Genomic DNA, 17,278 nt, shown 5'->3' with positions numbered 1-17,278 from the left:
CGGCAATTCTCCGCGTTATTAGCGGATAATTCTTTGCGATAGCGCAGGATTTCATTGCCAGAGCCTCATATGCAAGCAGCGTCCTCCGACGGGCGTATCCTGGTCATCATGCGTGACCAGCACCGCGGGGATCGCCTGCCGCGCCAGTTCGTTGAACACCCAGCGGCGAAAATCGGCGCGCAGCGCCACGTCGAGACGATTAAACGGCTCATCCAGCAGCAGCGCCCGCGGCCGGGCCAGCAGGGCGCGCAGCAGGCTGACTCGCGCCCGCTGGCCGCCGGAAAGGGTTGCCGGATCTCGCCTGTAGAACCCCGCTAACCCGGCACGCTCCAGCGCCTGTTCTACCCGGGGTTTACGCTGGGAACGCTGGACGTCAGCGGGCAGCGCCAGCAGCAGATTTTGCCCGACGCTGAAGTGGTCGAACAGCAGCGCGTCCTGCAACAGAATGCCGATGCGCCGCCGCTCGGTGGGTAAACTGTCGCAGCGCTGGTTATCCAGCCACAGCTCGCCGGCGGCGCAGAAACTCTCTTCCAGCGCACCGACCATCCAGGAGAAGAGCGTTGATTTGCCGCTACCGGATGGCCCCATCAGGGTCAGGACCTCGCCGGGAGCAACGGAAAAATCGACGTTGCGCAGCAGCGGCTCTCCGTTGAGGCGCAGGGTGAGGTTTTTGACGATCAACATTAGCGTAATCCTTGTCGATAGCGGCCGATCAGCCAGGCCAACAGCGCGGTGGCGGCAAAAAACAGCGCCGGTAACAGCAGCTGCCACAGCGCCTGCGCGGCGAGGGTGGAGGTATCGCCGCCGCTGCTCAGCGCCACCGCTTCGCTGGTCAGGGTCGCAACCCGTCCGCCTCCCAGCCATAACGTCGGCAGATATTGTGCGATGCTTACCGAAAAGCCCACCGCCAGCGCCGTCAGCAGCGGACGGGTCAGGGCAGGTAAGGTGACCAGCCAGAAGATGCGGCCTCGTTGCCAGCCGAGGGTGCGGGCGACCAGCTCCGCGCGCGGATCGCGAGCGCGCCACGCGGGACGCAGAATAAACAGCATCCACGGTACGACCCACAGCAGATGCCCCCATAAAACGGTGAGCCGCTCGCCGTCCAGCCACGTATACAGCGCCAGCTGATATTGGCCGTCCACCAGCGGCAGCGCCGGTAAAATCAGCGGCAGCCAGATCCATTCGCCGAAGCGGGAGGGGCCCAGCGCCAGCCATAGCAGACAGATGACCGCGCCGATCGCTGCTGAGCATAGCCCAAGCCACAGGCTGTTGCCGACGCTATCGTGGACCGGCTGGCTATTCTGCGCCGCCGCGGCAAGCAGCAGGGCGCAGGCCACCCCGCACAGCGGCAGAAGAAGGGCGAAGCTTTTCCCGGCGAGCGCCCGCGGCTGCGGGCGACGGATCCCCTCAACCGGCGGGATCCGTCGTCGCCAGAGACGCCAGACTCCCCATGCCGCCAGCGCCATCATGGCGAGGGCCAGCAGCAGTATCAGACTGGCGAGGGCGCCTTTCGCCTGCTGGCGCTCATCGCCCTGGCTTAACCATTGCCAGGCCAGCACCGCCAGGGTCGGCGGGTTGCCGGGCCCGATCACCAGCGCGACGTCGACCGCCGAAAGGCTCCAGGCGGCAGTCGCCAGCAGCACTACCGACAGCGCCGGAAGCAGGGTGGGTAACACCAACCACGTCAGGCACTGCCAGCGTCCGTAGCCGAGGCTTTTTAATACCGTTGCCTGTTCGGCCAGGCGTTTTTCACCCAGCAGACCGTAAACCACCCACAGCAGGAACGCGCTCTCTTTCATCGCCATAGTCAGGCCCAGGCCGATGCCGTAGCGGTCGATCGGCGGGGAAAAGAGTGGGAAAAGGCGAGAGAGCCAGCCGCTTTCGGCAAACAGCAGCAGAGCGGCGGTAGCGAAGGCCACGTGGGGCACCGCCAGCAGCAGCGGAAGCCTGGCCGCCAGCCGTCGCCAGCCGCCCGACGGCCAGAGCGCGGCCACGACGGTGAGCGTGATGATCAGCGCGCCGCCCACCGACAGCAGGGTTGAGACGAGAGTCGCCGCCAGCGCCTGGCCAAACTGCGGGTCGGCAAATAGCGATTGCCAGAGGGAGAGGCGAAGAGCCGGAAGCGCCATCAGCGCCGCGGACGGCAGCAGCGGCAGATAGATCAGCGCGACGGCGGCCCAGGTCAGCAGCCTTAGTGCGTGCCGTAGCGGCGCAGCCATTCCTGCTCCAGCGCGTCAACCCAGGCCGCGTGCGGTTCACCCAGCATCGGCGGTATATCCTGCGGCACAACGGCATTAAAGGCCTGCCGCTCCTTCTCCGTTAATTTCGCCGGATCCAGCACGCTGGGGTCGCCCCATACCGTCGGGTCGGCCTTGTGCAGCTGGGCCTGCGGCGAGAGCAGGAAATTAGCGACTACTTTCGCTCCCGCCGTCGCCCGGGCATTGGCCGGGATCGCCACAAAATGGACGTTGCCGAGCATCCCCTCGCTGAAGCCGAAGCCGTAGCTGTCTTTCGGCAGCTCGCCGCTGGCCGCTTTTTGCTGCGCGTGCAATGGATTAAAGGTGATGGAAAGCCTGAGGGTTCCACTCTTCAGCATGGCATCCATGCGGGCGGGCGAAGCCGGGAAGTCGCGGCCCTGTCGCCACAGCAGAGGGTGAAGCTGGTCAAGATAGCGCCACAGCGGCTCGGTCACGGCGGCGAAGGTGGCCTCCTCAGGCGCCTGGCGCAGGGCGTCGGGCTGCGGGGTCAGCGTCAGCAGCAGCTGTTCAATAAACGCAGTACCGGTAAAATCCGGCGGACGCGGATAGGTGACGCTGCCGGGATGCGCGGCGGCGAAAGCCAGCAGCGCCTGCGGATTTTGCGGCGCGTCGGGCGTTTGTGAACGACGGGCGATAAAGGTGAGCTGCGCGCCGCCCCACGGAGACTCCGCGCCGTCGGTCGGAAGGGAGAAATCCTCGCGCACCGGCTTTTGCGTATCGACGAAGCGCCAGTTAGGCAGGGTTTCCGCCCAGCGGGTTTGCAGCAGCCTGGCGTTTTTCAGGGTGCGGAAGTTTTCGCCGTTCACCCACAGCAGGTCGATGGAACCACCTTGACTGCGTCCGGCGCGGGCTTCGCTCTGGATACGCTTGACCGCATCGGCGGCATCGGCAATATGCACGATGCGCAGGTCGATAGCGTAGTCGCGCTTCACCTCGTCGCTGACCCAGTCGAGATAGCGGTTAACCGCCGGGTCGCCGCCCCAGGCGTTGAACCACACCGTCTGGTCGCGGGCTTCTTGTTGCGTGGATTGCCATCCCGCGCTGGCGGCCAGCGGGGAGAGCAGCAGTAAAGCGAAGACCAACATACTGCGCATAACCGCTCCTTATGGTTTTGAATCGGTTGGGATCCGGCACAATCCCTGGGCGGGGATCGCCATGGCTGAATTAAAGCGCGCCGACAGGTTTTGTAAACCGATCAGCGCCGTGAGTTCGGTGAGCGCGCGGGCGTCAAACTGACCTGCCAGCCTGTCGCGCAGCGCGTCGTCGACCATCGGCGGCGTCATGCTGGCCGCTTCGGCATACTCCAGCGCCAGCCGCTCGCGTTCGCTGAATAACGCGCTGTCCCGCCATTCGGCGACCGCCAGTAGCTTATCGCTGCCGCCGCTGCGTTTCGCCAGCTTCATATTGGTGATATCAATGCAAAACTCGCATAAGCACAGCTGCGCGACGCGGGCGCTGACCAGCGAGCGCAGCACCGGATCGAGGGGCGAACGCTTGCGCTCCAGATAGCCGACGAACATCGACACCAGGTAAAACACCAGCGGAATACGCCCCCACCAGCGGATAGGGCTGAGCACCTCGCCGTAGTGGCGGCGATGCAGCCAGGCCTGCGGGCGAAGAATCAGCGGAATGGACTTCAGAGGGGGTAAACTCATCGTGAACGCCTCTTTTGTTGTTCAAGATAGAGCGCTTTCGCGACCGCCACCACAATGGCCAGCGCAAACAGGATCGATAAACCGGTGACCAGCCAGAAGGTGCCGCCGGTCAGCAGGCTGCCGGTCCACGAATAGACTATCGTCGCCGGCAGCTGGCCGAGGCCGGTGGCCAGCATAAAGTGGCGAAAGCGCATTGACGTCAGTCCGGCGGCGTAGCTCACCGGATCGAATGGCACGAAGGGCAGCAGGCGGCAGATTAATAGGGTGTGTTTGCCGTAGCGGGTAAAAAAGCCATCCATACTCTGCAATACGCTTTTGCCGGTGAGTTTTTCCACCGCGTCTCGGCCGAGCGCTCTGGCGATAAAAAAGCACAGCGCCGCCCCGGCCATGGCGCTTACCCACGACAGCGCGCCGCCCCAGAAAGCCCCGAACAGGGAGGCGTTGGCAAAGGTGATCAAAAAGGCGGGAAGCGGGGCGATAATCGCCTGCAGAATCATCAGCGCGAAGGAGACCAGCGCCGCCTGCGGGCCCCAGGAATCGATGAAACGCTCAACAGCCTGCTGATCGAGCGTAGCGAAGGCCGCGAGGCTGCGCTGCATAAACCCATGTACGCCGGGTATCAGCCACCATGCCAGCAAAAGCGCAAGCAGCGTAATGCCAATGGCTATCCGCGAGCGCGCGTGGCTATTTTTCATCGTTAGACAGTAACCGTGGCGTCGCGATCCGCCGATAGCGGGCATATCTTTTCGCCGCCTGAATCAGGGCAAATAAGGCCAGCCCCGCGAGCGTCAGCTTGAGCATAAACAGAGAGGTGATCCCGTCGCGAATAAGCTCACTGGCCAGCAGCGTGTAAATAAATATGCCGGGTAAGGTGGTGAGGGCGGAAATAAAGGTAAACGTCCAGAACGGAATCGCTGTCAGGCCATAGGCGTAATTCTGGATATTATAGGGAAACAGCGGGATGAGCCGGGTCAGAATTAAAAAATCGCTGCCGCTACGGGCGATACCGTGTTCAATAGTCTGAAATATCGCCGTCTGCCCGACGTATTTGATCAGCAGCTCGCGGCCCAGCCAGCGGGCGAACAGAAACGACAGGGAAGAGGCGAACGTCGCCGCCAGCAGCGACAGCAAGGTCCCCGCGAGCGGACCAAAAATGACGCCGCCGGCAATCACCAAAATAGAGCCCGGTATTAAAAACAGGGTGGCGACAATAAACAGCAGAATATAGAGCGTATAGCCGAAGGTGCCGCTCTGGCGGATGGCCTCGCGCAGACGATCAAAATGGGTAACCAGCTCGGCAAAACCCGACTGCTGAATAATACAGGCGACAATGCTCAATACGACGACAACAAAAAGCAGCTTATACTCTGCTTTATGACGGCTTCTTTTGCATTGGGTTCTCCTGTATTGCGCGGCGGTCAAAAGTGCGCGCGACAGTATAATAGTTTGCCGCCGTTCACAATCTCTGACGGCGGCTTTTTTGATATGGCTCAGGCTCTGCGGGCCAGAGAGCCTGATGGCGGGGCGGTTTAGGCCTTAAAGCTCGCCCATACCGGCGCGTGGTCGGAGGGTTTTTCCATTCCACGAATTTCGTAGTCGATGCCGGTTTCGACGCAGCGCTGCGCCAGCGGGGTGCTTGCCAGCAGCAGGTCGATGCGCAGCCCGCGGTTATCGTCAAAGCCCTTAGAACGATAATCGAACCACGAGAAATGCTCGTTATCCTGCGGGTTCGCATGGCGGTAAGTATCCACCAGGCCCCAGCCCAGCAGGCGCTCCATCCATTCGCGCTCTTCCGGCAGGAATGAGCATTTGCCGGTACGCAGCCAGCGCTTGCGGTTCTCTTCGCCGATGCCGATATCAAGGTCGGTGGGGCTGATATTCATGTCGCCCATGATCAGCACCGGATTCTCTTTATTCAGTTCGGTCTCGAGGTAGTTTTGCAGGTTCTGGTAAAACGCCGCCTTCGCCGGGAATTTGGTTTCATGATCGCGGCTTTCGCCCTGCGGGAAATAGCCGTTAATCACCGTCAGGTTGCCAAACGGAGAAGGGATTTCCGCCATAATGATGCGGCGCTGGGCCTCTTCCCCATCGTTCGGGAAACCGCGACGCACGGCGATCGGCGTCTCTTTGGTCAGCAGCGCGACACCGTAGTGGCCTTTCTGCCCGTGATAAAAGACGTTATAGCCCAGCTTCGCCACCTCTTCGAGGGGAAACATGTCGTCGTGGACTTTGGTTTCCTGTAGGCCGATGACGTCGGGCTGGTGTTTATCGATGATGGCGGCCAGCTGATGCGGGCGGGCACGCAGGCCGTTGATATTAAAAGAGACAAATTTCATAGTCGCTGCCACTGTGCAAGGTGAATAGTGCAGGGATGGTAGCAGAAATTCGCCGGGCTGGCTGCGGTAAGGCGGTTTATTCTGCCGATTGCAGCGGTTGGTAGCCTGTTTGCACAAACTGTGCACCATTATGCAACGCGCTGCGCCAAAAAAGGGCGCTTATTGCCGATAAATTTCGTCAAGGATCACAATTACAGAATTATATCTTACCTCTGCATAACCTTTCTTTTTATTCGACTGTCAAAGCCGCTTTTAGCGTTTTTATTCACTTTCTATGCATTTTATGTGAATAGTGGCCTTTCGTAACTTATTGATATTTCGTTATCGACCTCGATTTATGCATTTTTACCTCTGGCTGGCACGAACCGTGCAATCTACATTTACAGCGTAATAACCATATTCATTAACATTATTTAAACTTTTTATTTACCGGAAGAGGTCGATATGTCTCAGTCAATTACGCGTAGCAACTTTGATGAATGGATGATGCCTGTATACGCGCCAGCGGCTTTTATTCCGGTACGCGGCGAGGGTTCACGCCTGTGGGATCAGCAGGGAAAAGAGTATATCGACTTTGCGGGGGGCATAGCGGTGAACGCCCTCGGCCATGCGCACCCGCGGCTGGTTAAGGCGCTGACCGAACAGGCGGGGAAATTTTGGCATACCGGCAACGGCTACACCAACGAACCGGTACTGCGTCTGGCGAAGCAACTGATTGACGCCACTTTCGCTGACCGGGTCTTTTTCTGTAACTCGGGAGCGGAAGCCAACGAAGCGGCGTTAAAACTGGCGCGCAAATATGCCCACGATCGTTTCGGCAGTGAGAAAAGCGGCATCGTGGCGTTCAAGAATGCCTTCCACGGCCGCACGCTGTTTACCGTTTCCGCGGGCGGCCAGCCGGCCTATTCGCAGGATTTTGCGCCGCTGCCGCCGCAGATTCAGCATGCTATCTTTAACGATCTCGACTCGGCAAAGGCGCTGATCGACGACAATACCTGCGCGGTGATCGTGGAACCGATGCAGGGTGAAGGCGGCGTGGTGCCTGCGGATGCGGACTTCCTGCGCGGCCTGCGCGAAATGTGCGATGCGCACAACGCGCTGCTGATTTTCGACGAAGTCCAGACCGGCGTCGGCCGTACCGGCGAGCTGTACGCCTATATGCACTACGGCGTGACGCCAGACCTGCTTTCCACCGCCAAAGCGCTGGGCGGCGGTTTCCCGATCGGCGCGCTGCTGGCAAGCGAGCGCTGCGCCAGCGTGATGACCGTCGGTACCCACGGCACCACCTACGGCGGTAACCCGCTGGCCTGCGCGGTGGCGGGGGAAGTGTTTGCCACCATCAACACCCGCGAGGTTCTCAACGGCGTTAAGCAGCGCCATCAGTGGTTCTGCGAACGGCTCAACGCGATCAACGCCCGGTACGGCCTGTTTAAAGAGATCCGCGGCCTGGGGCTGCTCATTGGCTGCGTGCTGAAGGATGAATATGCTGGCAAGGCTAAGGCTATCAGCAATCAGGCGGCGGAAGAGGGACTGATGATTTTGATTGCCGGCGCCAACGTGGTGCGCTTCGCTCCGGCGCTGATTATCAGCGAAGACGAGGTCAACAGCGGGCTGGATCGCTTCGAGCTGGCCTGCAAACGCTTTCTCGCGGGGGTCTCATCATGATGGTGATCCGTCCGGTAGAAAAAGGCGATCTGCCGGGGCTACTGACCCTGGCGGGCGAGACCGGCGGCGGCCTGACGTCGCTGCCGGCCGATGAAGCCACGCTGGCCGCGCGCATTGAACGTTCGCAGATGACCTGGCGCGGCGAGCTGCCGAAAAGCGAGCAGGGGTATGTGTTCGTGCTTGAAGACTGCGCCAGCGGCGCGGTGGCGGGAATTTGCGCCATTGAGGTGGCCGTGGGGCTTAACGACCCCTGGTACAACTATCGCGTCGGTACCCAGGTACACGCGTCGAAAGAGCTTAACGTCTACAACGCCCTGCCGACGCTGTTCCTGAGTAACGATCATACCGGCAGCAGCGAGCTATGCACGCTGTTCCTCGATCCGAAATGGCGTAAAGAGGGCAACGGCTATCTGCTGTCGAAGTCGCGCTTTCTGTTTATGGCCGCCTTTCGCGAACGTTTCAACGAAAAGGTGGTGGCAGAAATGCGCGGCGTCATCGACGAACACGGCTACTCGCCGTTCTGGGAGAGTCTCGGGAAACGCTTTTTCGCGATGGAGTTCTCCCGCGCCGACTATCTGTGCGGTACCGGGCAAAAAGCGTTTATCGCCGCCCTGATGCCGAAGCATCCGCTGTATATCGACTTTTTAAGCGACGAGGCGCGAGCGGTCATTGGCGAGGTCCATCCGCAAACCGCCCCGGCCCGCGCGGTGCTGGAGAAAGAGGGGTTCCGCTATCTCAACTACGTCGATATTTTTGACGGCGGCCCGACGCTGGAGTGCGAAATTGACCGGGTGCGGGCTATTCGCAAAAGCCGGCTGGTCACCGTCGCCGAAGGCCAGCCCGTCCAGGGCGAGTGGCCGGCGTGCCTGGTTGCCAATGAGCAGTACCAGCAGTTTCGCGCCATGCTCGTTCACGCCGACCCGGAGAGCGACCGCCTGGTGCTAAGCGCGCGCGAGCTGGATGCCCTGAAATGCCACCCCGGCGACCAAATCCGCCTGGTGCGCCTGTGCCCCGAGGAGAAAAAATCATGAGTTTATGGATTAACGGCGACTGGCAAAGCGGTCGCGGACCGGCCCGTAGTAAACATAACCCGGTAAGCCAGACGCTGCTGTGGCAGGGCAACGATGCCGATGCCGATCAGGTTGCGCTGGCGGTCAGCGCGGCGCGCGCGGCGTTTCCCGCCTGGGCGCGTCAGCCGTTTGCCGCCCGGAAAGCGATCGCGGAAAAGTTTGCTTCTTTACTGGAAGCGAACAAAAGCGAATTAACCGCGGTTATCGCCCGGGAGACCGGCAAACCGCGCTGGGAAGCGGCAACGGAAATTACCGCGATGATCAATAAAATCGCCATTTCGGTGAACGCTTACCATAGTCGTACCGGAGAAGCGCAGACCGCGATGGCGGACGGTGAGGCGACGCTACGCCACCGGCCGCACGGCGTGCTGGCGGTATTCGGTCCCTACAATTTTCCCGGGCACCTGCCTAACGGTCATATCGTTCCGGCGCTGCTGGCGGGGAATACCGTGGTATTCAAACCCAGCGAGCTGACGCCGCAAAGCGGCGAGGCGGTAGTGAAGCTATGGGCTGAAGCCGGCCTGCCGCCGGGCGTGCTTAACCTGCTCCAGGGCGGGCGGGAAACCGGCGAGGCGCTGAGCGGCCAGGCGGATATCGACGGCCTGCTGTTTACCGGCAGCTCTGCCACCGGTTTTCAGCTACATCGTCAGCTTGCCGGGCAGCCGGAAAAAATTCTCGCCCTCGAGATGGGCGGCAACAACCCGCTGATCGTTGATGATCCTCAGGATATTGATGCCGCCGTGCATCTGACAATTCAGTCGGCCTTTATTACCGCCGGACAGCGCTGTACCTGCGCGCGCCGGCTGCTGGTAAAACGGGGCGAGGCGGGCGATGCCTTTCTTCAACGTCTTGTGACGGTGTCACAAACGCTGATTCCCGCGGCGTGGGACGCTGAGCCTCAGCCGTTCATCGGTGGGTTAATTTCAGCGCAGGCCGCGCAAAAGGTGCATCAGGCCTGGCTGGCCCACGTGGCCAGCGGCGGCAAAACGCTGCTGGAGCCGCGCCTGCTGCAGGCCGGAACCTCGCTGCTGACGCCGGGCATTATCGAGATGAGCGCGGTGGCGCAGGTGGCTGACGAAGAGGTCTTCGGCCCGCTGCTCTGCGTCTGGCGCTATGACCATTTCGATGAGGCGATTGCCCTCGCTAACGCGACCCGTTTCGGGCTGTCCTGCGGGCTGATCTCCGCCGAACGCGATAAGTTCGACCAGCTGCTGCTGGAGGCGCGGGCCGGTATCGTTAACTGGAATAAACCGTTGACCGGCGCCGCCAGCACCGCGCCGTTCGGCGGTACCGGCGCTTCCGGCAACCATCGCCCGGGGGCCTGGTACGCCGCGGACTATTGCGCCTGGCCGATGGCCAGCCTGGAATCGCCGGAGCTGTCGCTACCGGCTACCCTCAGCCCGGGGCTGAATTTTCGTCAGGAGACATCCCAATGAAAGCCTGGGAAGTGAACTTTGACGGGCTGCCGGGCCTGACCCACCACTATGCGGGATTATCCTTCGGCAACGAAGCCTCGACAAAACACCGCTATCGGGTGTCGAACCCGCAGCTGGCGGCAAAGCAGGGGCTGAAGAAAATGAAAGCCCTGGCGGATGCGGGCTATCCGCAGGCGCTGATCCCGCCGCAGGAGCGGCCAAACATTCCGCTGTTGCGCCAGATTGGTTTTGACGGCAGCGATGAGCAGGTACTGGAAAAGGCGGCGCGCCAGGCGCCGGAGCTCCTCTCGGCGGCCAGTTCAGCCTCATCAATGTGGGTGGCCAACGCCGCTACGGTCTCGCCATCGGCGGATTCGCTGGACGGCCGGGTGCATCTGACCGTCGCCAACCTGAACGATAAATTCCACCGCGCCAGCGAAGCGCCGACCACTGAAGCGCTGCTGAAGGCGATTTTCCCCGATGCGCAGCGGTTTGCCGTCCACGGCGCGCTGCCCCAGGTATCGCTGTTCGGCGACGAAGGGGCGGCAAACCATAACCGTCTCGGCGGCGACTACGGCGCCCCTGGCGTGCAGCTGTTTATTTACGGTCGCCAGCAGGGAGGCGAGGATAACCCGCAGCGCTACCCGGCGCGGCAGACGCTGGAGGCCAGCCAGGCGGTCGCCCGGCTAAATCAGGTCAATCCCCGGCAGGTGATTTTCGCCCGTCAAAACCCGGCGGTGATTGATAAAGGCGTGTTTCATAACGATGTCATTGCGGTAAGTAATCAGCAGGTGCTGTTTTGTCACGAGCAGGCGTTTGTTGACCAGCCGCAGCTCCTGCAGCAGCTGGCGCAGCAGGTTCCCGGATTTACGCCGCTCGTCGTACCGGCAAGCCAGGTTTCGGTAGAAGACGCGGTGGCGACCTATCTGTTCAACAGTCAGCTGTTGAGCAAACGGGAGGGCGGGATGCGGCTGATTCTGCCGCTGGAGGCGCAGGAGCATCCGGGCGTCTGGCGCTACCTGAACCGGCTGGTGGAAGGCGATAACCCGATCGATGAGCTGCAGGTTTACGATCTGCGCGAAAGCATGGCCAACGGTGGCGGACCGGCCTGCCTGCGTCTGCGGGTGGTGCTGAATGAAAATGAGCGACGGGCGGTGAACCCGGCGGTAATGATGAACGATGCGCTGTTCGCCACCCTGAATGACTGGGTGGACCGCTACTACCGCGATCGTCTGACCCAGGCCGATCTCGCGGATCCGCAGCTGCTGCGCGAAGGCCGCGAAGCGCTCGACCGTTTAACGCAGATCTTGCGCCTGGGCTCAGTGTATCCGTTCCAGCAATAATAAGGAGGCGTCGTGGACGACTTTCTGGCACTCACTCTGGCGGGGCGTTTGCCCCACCATTTTCATGGCCAAAACGCGCAGTTCCGCTGGCACTGGATTGACTGCGGCATTCTGCAGCTCGTTCCCCATGAGCCCTGCGATCGGTCGCTGGTTTTGTCATCCGGGCTTCACGGCAATGAAACCGCGCCGGTCGAAATCACCGATCTCCTGCTGCGTCAGCTGTTTCGTGGGGAAACGCCGCTCCGCTGGCGGCTGCTGGTTATCTTCGGTAACCCTCAGGCGTTAAGGGCCAACAAGCGTTATCTGCATAGCGATATCAACCGGATGTTTGGCGAGCGCTGGCGGGCCTTTAGCGCCAGCGATGAAACCGTTCGCGCCCGGCAGCTGGAGCATGCCCTGGCGCGGTTTTATGCCGCGACGGCTGGCGAGCGCTGGCACCTGGATTTACATACCGCCATACGCGGTTCGCTGCATACCCGCTTTGGTGTTCTTCCGGCGAGAGAAAAACCATGGGATGAAGGTTTTTTGCGTTGGCTGGGGGCGGCAGGGCTGGAAGCGCTGGTGTTTCATCAGCAGCCTGGCGGGACCTTTACCCATTTCAGCAGCGAACGTTTCGGCGCGCTCTCCTGCACGCTGGAGCTCGGCAAGGCGCTACCTTTTGGCGATAACGATCTGCGCCTGTTTGCGGCCACCCAACGCGCGCTGTCGCTGCTGCTGGCGGGGGAGTTGACGCTGGAGGATGAGCACACGCCGCTGCGCTACAGGGTGGTACAGCAAATCACCCGCAGCAGCGACAGGTTCCAGCTGCATATGTCGGCGCAGACGCTGAACTTTACGCCGTTTTCGTCCGGAACGTTGCTTGCCGAGGATGGCGACACCCGCTACGTGGTGGAAGGGGAGCAAGAGTACGTTTTGTTTCCCAATCCCAGCGTCGCTTTCGGCCAGCGCGCCGGGCTGATGCTGCAGCGCTTCCAGTGAATCCGTCGCCCGTCCGGGCGGCGGCGTTTATTTCGGCGTTTATTTTTCCGCTGCCATCTTATTTTTTCGTGCTCTGTTCTTTGATTGCAGATTATTCCTGGTTAAATGCTTTGTTTTTAATCTCTGCTGATTTATAATCTTCATAATTTCCCGCTAAAACAGTTGCTTATTTATTTTTCCTTGCATTTATCTTCTCATTTTCCTTATTTTCTCCATAATTGGCGAGAAATTGTTTTTTACACTTTCAATGTTTTACGCTTGCTCTGATTAATTGACGATAAACGTCGTAAAGTTAATCTCGTCAACACGGCAACGCGCCGTAAGAATAACGCAAAGTAAGGATTGAACGATGAAGAAGATTACAGCACTGTTTGTTGCCTCTACTCTGGCTCTGGGCGCGGCTAACCTGGCCCACGCGGCTGATGCTACGGCTACCCCAACCGATAACGCTCCGATGATGCATCATAAGCGCGGACCTGGCGGCCCACACGAAATGATGTTTAAAGGTCTGAACCTGACCGAGGCGCAGAAAACGCAAATCCGCGACATCATGAAGAGCCAGCGCGACAATATGAAACGTCCATCCCTGGATGAGCGCCGCGCGATGCATGAACTGGTAGCCAGCGATACCTTCGATAAGGCGAAAGCGGAAGCGCAGATTGATAAGATGGAGGCCCAGCATAAAGAGATGGCGCTGGCGCGTCTGGAAACCCAGAACAAGATTTACAACATCCTGACGCCGGAACAGAAAAAACAGTTCAATGCGAATTTTGAGAAGCATCTGACAGATCGTAAAGCGCCGGAAGGTAAAATGCCTGCACCAGCTGAATAACTCAGCGCGCTGACTTAAGACCGCCGGTCTTGCCCAATAACGCCAACAGGCTTTGGGCAGGGCCGGCGGTTTTTTCTTTGTCTGCTAAAAATCCATCGTGAAACCTGATTTACCCGGCAGGGGCGAATGTGCCAGTATGAATGCCTTAACGATCGCCACGGACTCAAGTGTCCTGGTGTAAAGCCTATTCTGCTCATGGATCTTGCATATGGAAATGTATATCGGCCTCGCCGTCCTCGTTGTCGTCCTCATCTGGGTCGTAATGACCTATAACCGCTTTATCTCCCTGCGACGTTTCAAAGACGAAGCCTGGAGCGGCATTGCCGTACAGCTTAAGCGTCGCCACGACCTGGCGCCGAATCTGCTGAGCCTGGTGAAACGCTACGCGCAGCATGAAAAAGAACTGCTGGAAGAGATTTCCCGCCAGCGTGGCGAACTGGTCGGCAGTACCCGACAGATCGCCGACAACGAGCGCCAGTACTCTGGCACGCTAGGGCGCGTTTTCGCGCTTGGCGAAGCGTACCCGGAACTTAAAGCCAGCGAAAACTACCTTGCCTTACAACAATCGCTCAATGAAATAGAAGAGCAGCTGCAGATGGCTCGCCGCTACTTCAACGGCACGGTGCGCGATTTCAATATTCTGGTCGAGTCTTTCCCTAGCCTGCTGCTGGCGCGGTTATTTAATTTTAAAGCAGAAGCCTTCTTTGAACTGGACTCACCGGAAGAAGCTAAATCACCACGGATGGCGTGATTAAATGGCGAATTTACTTTTTCAGGGGGGGCGCACCCTCGTCCTGCTGCTGCTTTTGAACATCAGTGCGGCTTTTGCCGCCGACGACATGATCATCATCAAGGATGCCTCCCAGCTTCCCGCTGACGCTATTCCAGCGTATGAACATATCCTCTCTTTCGATGCCCGGGCGCGCTTTAACCCGGACGGTAGTATGGAGATGCGAGAAAATATCAAAGTACTTTCTCTGGGCAGGCAGATTCGGCGGGGGATTTTCCGTACGCTGCCGCTGATCTGGAACCGTCAGGACGGCAAGATCTTTCGCGTGTATTACGCGATCGAGTCGGTGTCGCGCGATGGCGTGCCTGAGCCTTTTAGCCTTGACGAAGCAGAAAAAAAACTGACGGTACGCATTGGCAGCGGCGAACGGGTCCTGAAACCCGGGATCTATAACTACGAAATTCGCTATCAAATCAGCAACCATTTCAGCCGCTTCCCCGAGTGGGATGAGCTTTACTGGAACGTGACGGGCAACGACTGGGCGTGGCCTATCAGCAAGGCCAGCTTTCATCTTGAACTCCCGGACGCCGTTGGAAATCTCAACGCTGACGCTAAGGACGCCAGACTGCGATCGCTTGATGTTTATACCGGTGTCGCAGGGGCGAAAGAACACAATGCGCAAGTTCTTCCTGACGGTAGCGTCCGCACCCTGCGGCCTCTGGCGCGGGGGGAGGGACTGACCGTGGTCTATACCTGGCCTCGGTCGATCCTTGCCGACGCTCCGGCGCCGGAGGCCGCTTTGCCGCTGGTGCATCTCCTTATCCCCACCTTAAAAACCGGCGTGGTCTGGCTACCCTTGCTGCTTATGGCCGCTTATTACCTGATGTGGTGGCGAAAAAACGTAACCAAAGCCGGGCTAAAAATGCCGCCGGTCGTTGCGCTTTATTCGCTGCCCCCCGGCATGTCTCCGGGATACCTGCGTTTTATCACCCGGCGTAAATATGATGATGTGGCTTTTAGTAGCGATTTATTAGCGCTGGTGGCTAAACGCGGAATGGCGGTCAGCGGGGACAGTCATCACACTCATAACCCGTGGCTTGCTGACTCCGGCGTAAAACAGCGGTTAACCCGTTTGCCCGTTGAGGGAAACAGGCGATTAAACAGTGATGACCTGAAGCTGTTAAGCACGCTTTTTAAAGATAAACAAAAGAATATCGATCTCAGCAAGGCCCATCAACGCCCCATGCAAAACGCGCGTGAACAGCTGGAGAAACGTTGTGTGGCGCAGCGGACTAAGGTGTTTCGCAAGTGGGGGCAGCCGCTGCGGCGCTGCATCTATATCGCACTGCTGGTGCCGGTGGTCTGCGGCATTTGGGTTAATACGCAGGCCGCGCTGCTGACGATACCGGCCGCGGTTTTTATGCTGATTGGCGGAGCGATGCTCACCTGTTTGCTGCGCTTTATATGCCGCCCGCGGGAAATGTGGCGTGCCTGGGGGCCGGTACCGCTCTTTTTATTGGCGTTCTTCGGCCCCTTCGCGACGCTGGGTGGCGGGATTTTTCTCTTTGGTATACTGCCCATCACCCAGCTTCCGTCAGGATACATTGGCGCGCTTATGGCTGCGTTCGCGCTGTGCGTTTTCGTTGCCTTGAAAACGCCTCGCTATACGCAGCACGGGCTTGATGAACTGGCTATCGCGAAAGGATTGATGCTCTATCTGGGCACCGCCGAAAAGCATCGTTATCAGATTATCTATCCGCCTGAGCAGATGATTTCCCATTTTGAAGCGCTGCTGCCGGTTGCCCTGGCGCTGGACGTAGGGAAAACATGGGCAAATACCTTTGCCCACTACCTGAGTAGTACAGGCGCCATGTCGCATGCGTTTGCCGCCGCCGACTGGGGAAGCGTCGAACACTTCAGCGAAGCCTGCCGAACCGCCTCTATGTCAACGCCGGATAGCGGTTCAGGGAGCGGTTCATCATCAGGTTCAGGTTATAGCGGATCCGGTTCCTCTGGAGGTGGTTCATCCGGAGGCGGCTCGGGCGGGGGCGGCGGGGGCGGCTGGTAATTGCCCCGATAGCGAATCGGGGCTTACATTCGCTTCACAGGGGATGGAGCTTATAGCGGCCGCTGAGCGCGGCTTGCACAATATTTTATAACCGTCATGGTCAAATTTGGCCGACAGGCGCGTGAGCGATGATGCCTGTGACAGGGACGCTACCGCGCCGAGCCACAGCCAGTTTTGAATAATGTGGTATTGCGTCATATCATCGCTGCTCTCTTCCAGCGCGATCGCTCCGGCCCACGGCCAGCACACCAGCTGCATCTTTTGCATGTTCTCGCGCAGCCGCTGATGGTGCGTTTCAACGCTCTCTTTCCCGCAACAGGCCCCCGCGCAGCGGCCCAGGGCGGAGCGAAAGCAGGCGCGCCCGCGGTTGAGCGGTTCAAGGCCCATTAATCCGTAACAAAGGCGATGCTCATCGGCGATTTTTTGCAGCGCCTGCAGCGCCGCGCGGCGATTTGCAAACAGGCCATAGAGATCGCTTTGCTGTGAGAAATCCAGCTCGCTGGCGTAAACCACCTGAGGACGGTCGTCAGCAAGGCGTAATGAGCACAGCTGCCTGTTTTGCCGCAGTCGTTTATTGAATAGCGGCTGCTGTTCTTTAATCAGCTGCGCTTCTAATAACAGCGCGCCGAGTTCGCCAGCCGTCCGCTGCCAGGTAATACGCCGCGCCTGGCGCAGCATGGCCGCTTCGTCGGGCGTGCGCAGATGCGACAGCACCCGGCTGCGGATGTTCACGCTTTTACCAATATACAGCGGCAGGGTGTCGCTTTCGCCGTGGAAGAGATAGACGCCCGGCTGTTTAGGCAGCGCCTCAAGCCACGGACGCAGATGTTCGGGATACGCATAAATTGCCGCCGCTTCAAATTCGAGACGCGGGGCGGATTGCCTTCTTGCCACTTTTGCTCCTGATGCTGTTTATTTATCCAGTATA

15 protein-coding genes and 1 pseudogene are annotated in these 17,278 nt (G+C 59.5%); 8 read left to right on the top strand and 8 right to left on the bottom strand.

Features of this window, described 5'->3' with window-relative positions:
- Positions 1-51: 51 nt before the first annotated feature.
- The 7 genes from GUC22_RS15420 to xthA all read right to left on the bottom strand — a co-directional run bounded on the left by GUC22_RS15420 (position 52) and on the right by xthA (position 6,249).
- Positions 52-684, bottom strand: a complete 633-nt coding sequence (locus GUC22_RS15420; protein ID WP_049087347.1) for an ATP-binding cassette domain-containing protein — start codon at positions 682-684, stop codon at positions 52-54.
- The gene (locus GUC22_RS15415; RefSeq protein ID WP_024359453.1) at positions 684-2,219 is read right to left on the bottom strand and encodes an ABC transporter permease subunit; all 1,536 of its coding nucleotides are present in this window, start codon (positions 2,217-2,219) and stop codon (positions 684-686) included. The genes GUC22_RS15420 and GUC22_RS15415 overlap by 1 nt, the downstream gene beginning before the upstream one ends.
- The gene (locus GUC22_RS15410) at positions 2,192-3,352 is read right to left on the bottom strand and encodes an ABC transporter substrate-binding protein (RefSeq protein ID WP_160183615.1); all 1,161 of its coding nucleotides are present in this window, start codon (positions 3,350-3,352) and stop codon (positions 2,192-2,194) included. The genes GUC22_RS15415 and GUC22_RS15410 overlap by 28 nt, the downstream gene beginning before the upstream one ends.
- Before the next feature lie 9 nt (positions 3,353-3,361).
- Positions 3,362-3,913, bottom strand: coding sequence for a carboxymuconolactone decarboxylase family protein (locus GUC22_RS15405; RefSeq protein WP_049131827.1), 552 nt, complete (start codon positions 3,911-3,913; stop codon positions 3,362-3,364).
- Positions 3,910-4,608 carry a TVP38/TMEM64 family protein gene (locus GUC22_RS15400; protein ID WP_004138228.1) on the bottom strand — a complete coding sequence of 233 codons (699 nt, stop codon included), beginning with the start codon at positions 4,606-4,608 and terminating at the stop codon, positions 3,910-3,912. The genes GUC22_RS15405 and GUC22_RS15400 overlap by 4 nt, the downstream gene beginning before the upstream one ends.
- A complete protein-coding gene (locus tag GUC22_RS15395; protein ID WP_024359450.1) occupies positions 4,598-5,251 on the bottom strand; it encodes a TVP38/TMEM64 family protein in 654 nt (217 codons plus the stop codon). Before GUC22_RS15395 ends, GUC22_RS15400 begins: the two co-directional genes overlap by 11 nt.
- 191 nt (positions 5,252-5,442) lie before the next feature.
- On the bottom strand, positions 5,443-6,249 hold the full coding sequence (gene xthA / locus GUC22_RS15390) for an exodeoxyribonuclease III (protein WP_024359449.1): 807 nt from the start codon (positions 6,247-6,249) through the stop codon (positions 5,443-5,445).
- Positions 6,250-6,693: 444 nt separating this feature from the next.
- Here xthA and GUC22_RS15385 point away from each other — a divergent pair, with 444 nt between their 5' ends.
- From GUC22_RS15385 to GUC22_RS15350, 8 genes are all read left to right on the top strand, one after another.
- Positions 6,694-7,914, top strand: a complete 1,221-nt coding sequence (locus GUC22_RS15385; protein ID WP_160183614.1) for an aspartate aminotransferase family protein — start codon at positions 6,694-6,696, stop codon at positions 7,912-7,914.
- A complete protein-coding gene (gene astA / locus GUC22_RS15380; protein WP_024359447.1) occupies positions 7,911-8,945 on the top strand; it encodes an arginine N-succinyltransferase in 1,035 nt (344 codons plus the stop codon). Before GUC22_RS15385 ends, astA begins: the two co-directional genes overlap by 4 nt.
- On the top strand, positions 8,942-10,420 hold the full coding sequence (gene astD / locus GUC22_RS15375; RefSeq protein ID WP_049131825.1) for a succinylglutamate-semialdehyde dehydrogenase: 1,479 nt from the start codon (positions 8,942-8,944) through the stop codon (positions 10,418-10,420). The genes astA and astD overlap by 4 nt, the downstream gene beginning before the upstream one ends.
- Positions 10,417-11,742 (top strand): N-succinylarginine dihydrolase, encoded by a 1,326-nt coding sequence (gene astB, locus GUC22_RS15370; protein WP_049090001.1) that lies wholly within the window; start codon positions 10,417-10,419, stop codon positions 11,740-11,742. Before astD ends, astB begins: the two co-directional genes overlap by 4 nt.
- A 12-nt stretch (positions 11,743-11,754) precedes the next feature.
- A complete protein-coding gene (gene astE, locus GUC22_RS15365; RefSeq protein ID WP_131930792.1) occupies positions 11,755-12,720 on the top strand; it encodes a succinylglutamate desuccinylase in 966 nt (321 codons plus the stop codon).
- 349 nt (positions 12,721-13,069) lie between these two features.
- A complete protein-coding gene (gene spy, locus GUC22_RS15360; protein WP_004138219.1) occupies positions 13,070-13,552 on the top strand; it encodes an ATP-independent periplasmic protein-refolding chaperone Spy in 483 nt (160 codons plus the stop codon).
- A gap of 208 nt (positions 13,553-13,760) precedes the next feature.
- Positions 13,761-14,303, top strand: coding sequence for a LemA family protein (locus tag GUC22_RS15355; RefSeq protein WP_004138218.1), 543 nt, complete (start codon positions 13,761-13,763; stop codon positions 14,301-14,303).
- A 4-nt stretch (positions 14,304-14,307) separates the two neighbouring features.
- Positions 14,308-16,350: a DUF2207 domain-containing protein gene (locus GUC22_RS15350; protein WP_160183613.1), complete on the top strand. Its 2,043-nt coding sequence runs from the start codon at positions 14,308-14,310 to the stop codon at positions 16,348-16,350.
- Positions 16,351-16,384: 34 nt separating this feature from the next.
- Here GUC22_RS15350 and cho read toward each other — a convergent pair.
- Positions 16,385-17,244: pseudogene (gene cho, locus GUC22_RS15345) on the bottom strand (excinuclease Cho).
- Positions 17,245-17,278: the final 34 nt, after the last annotated feature.

Source organism: Klebsiella sp. MPUS7, assembly GCF_009905335.1.
GTDB classification, from domain to species: Bacteria; Pseudomonadota; Gammaproteobacteria; order Enterobacterales; family Enterobacteriaceae; genus Klebsiella; species Klebsiella grimontii.
Note: the sequence above shows the minus strand (reverse complement) of the source record. Positions and strands in the feature narration are given on the sequence as shown.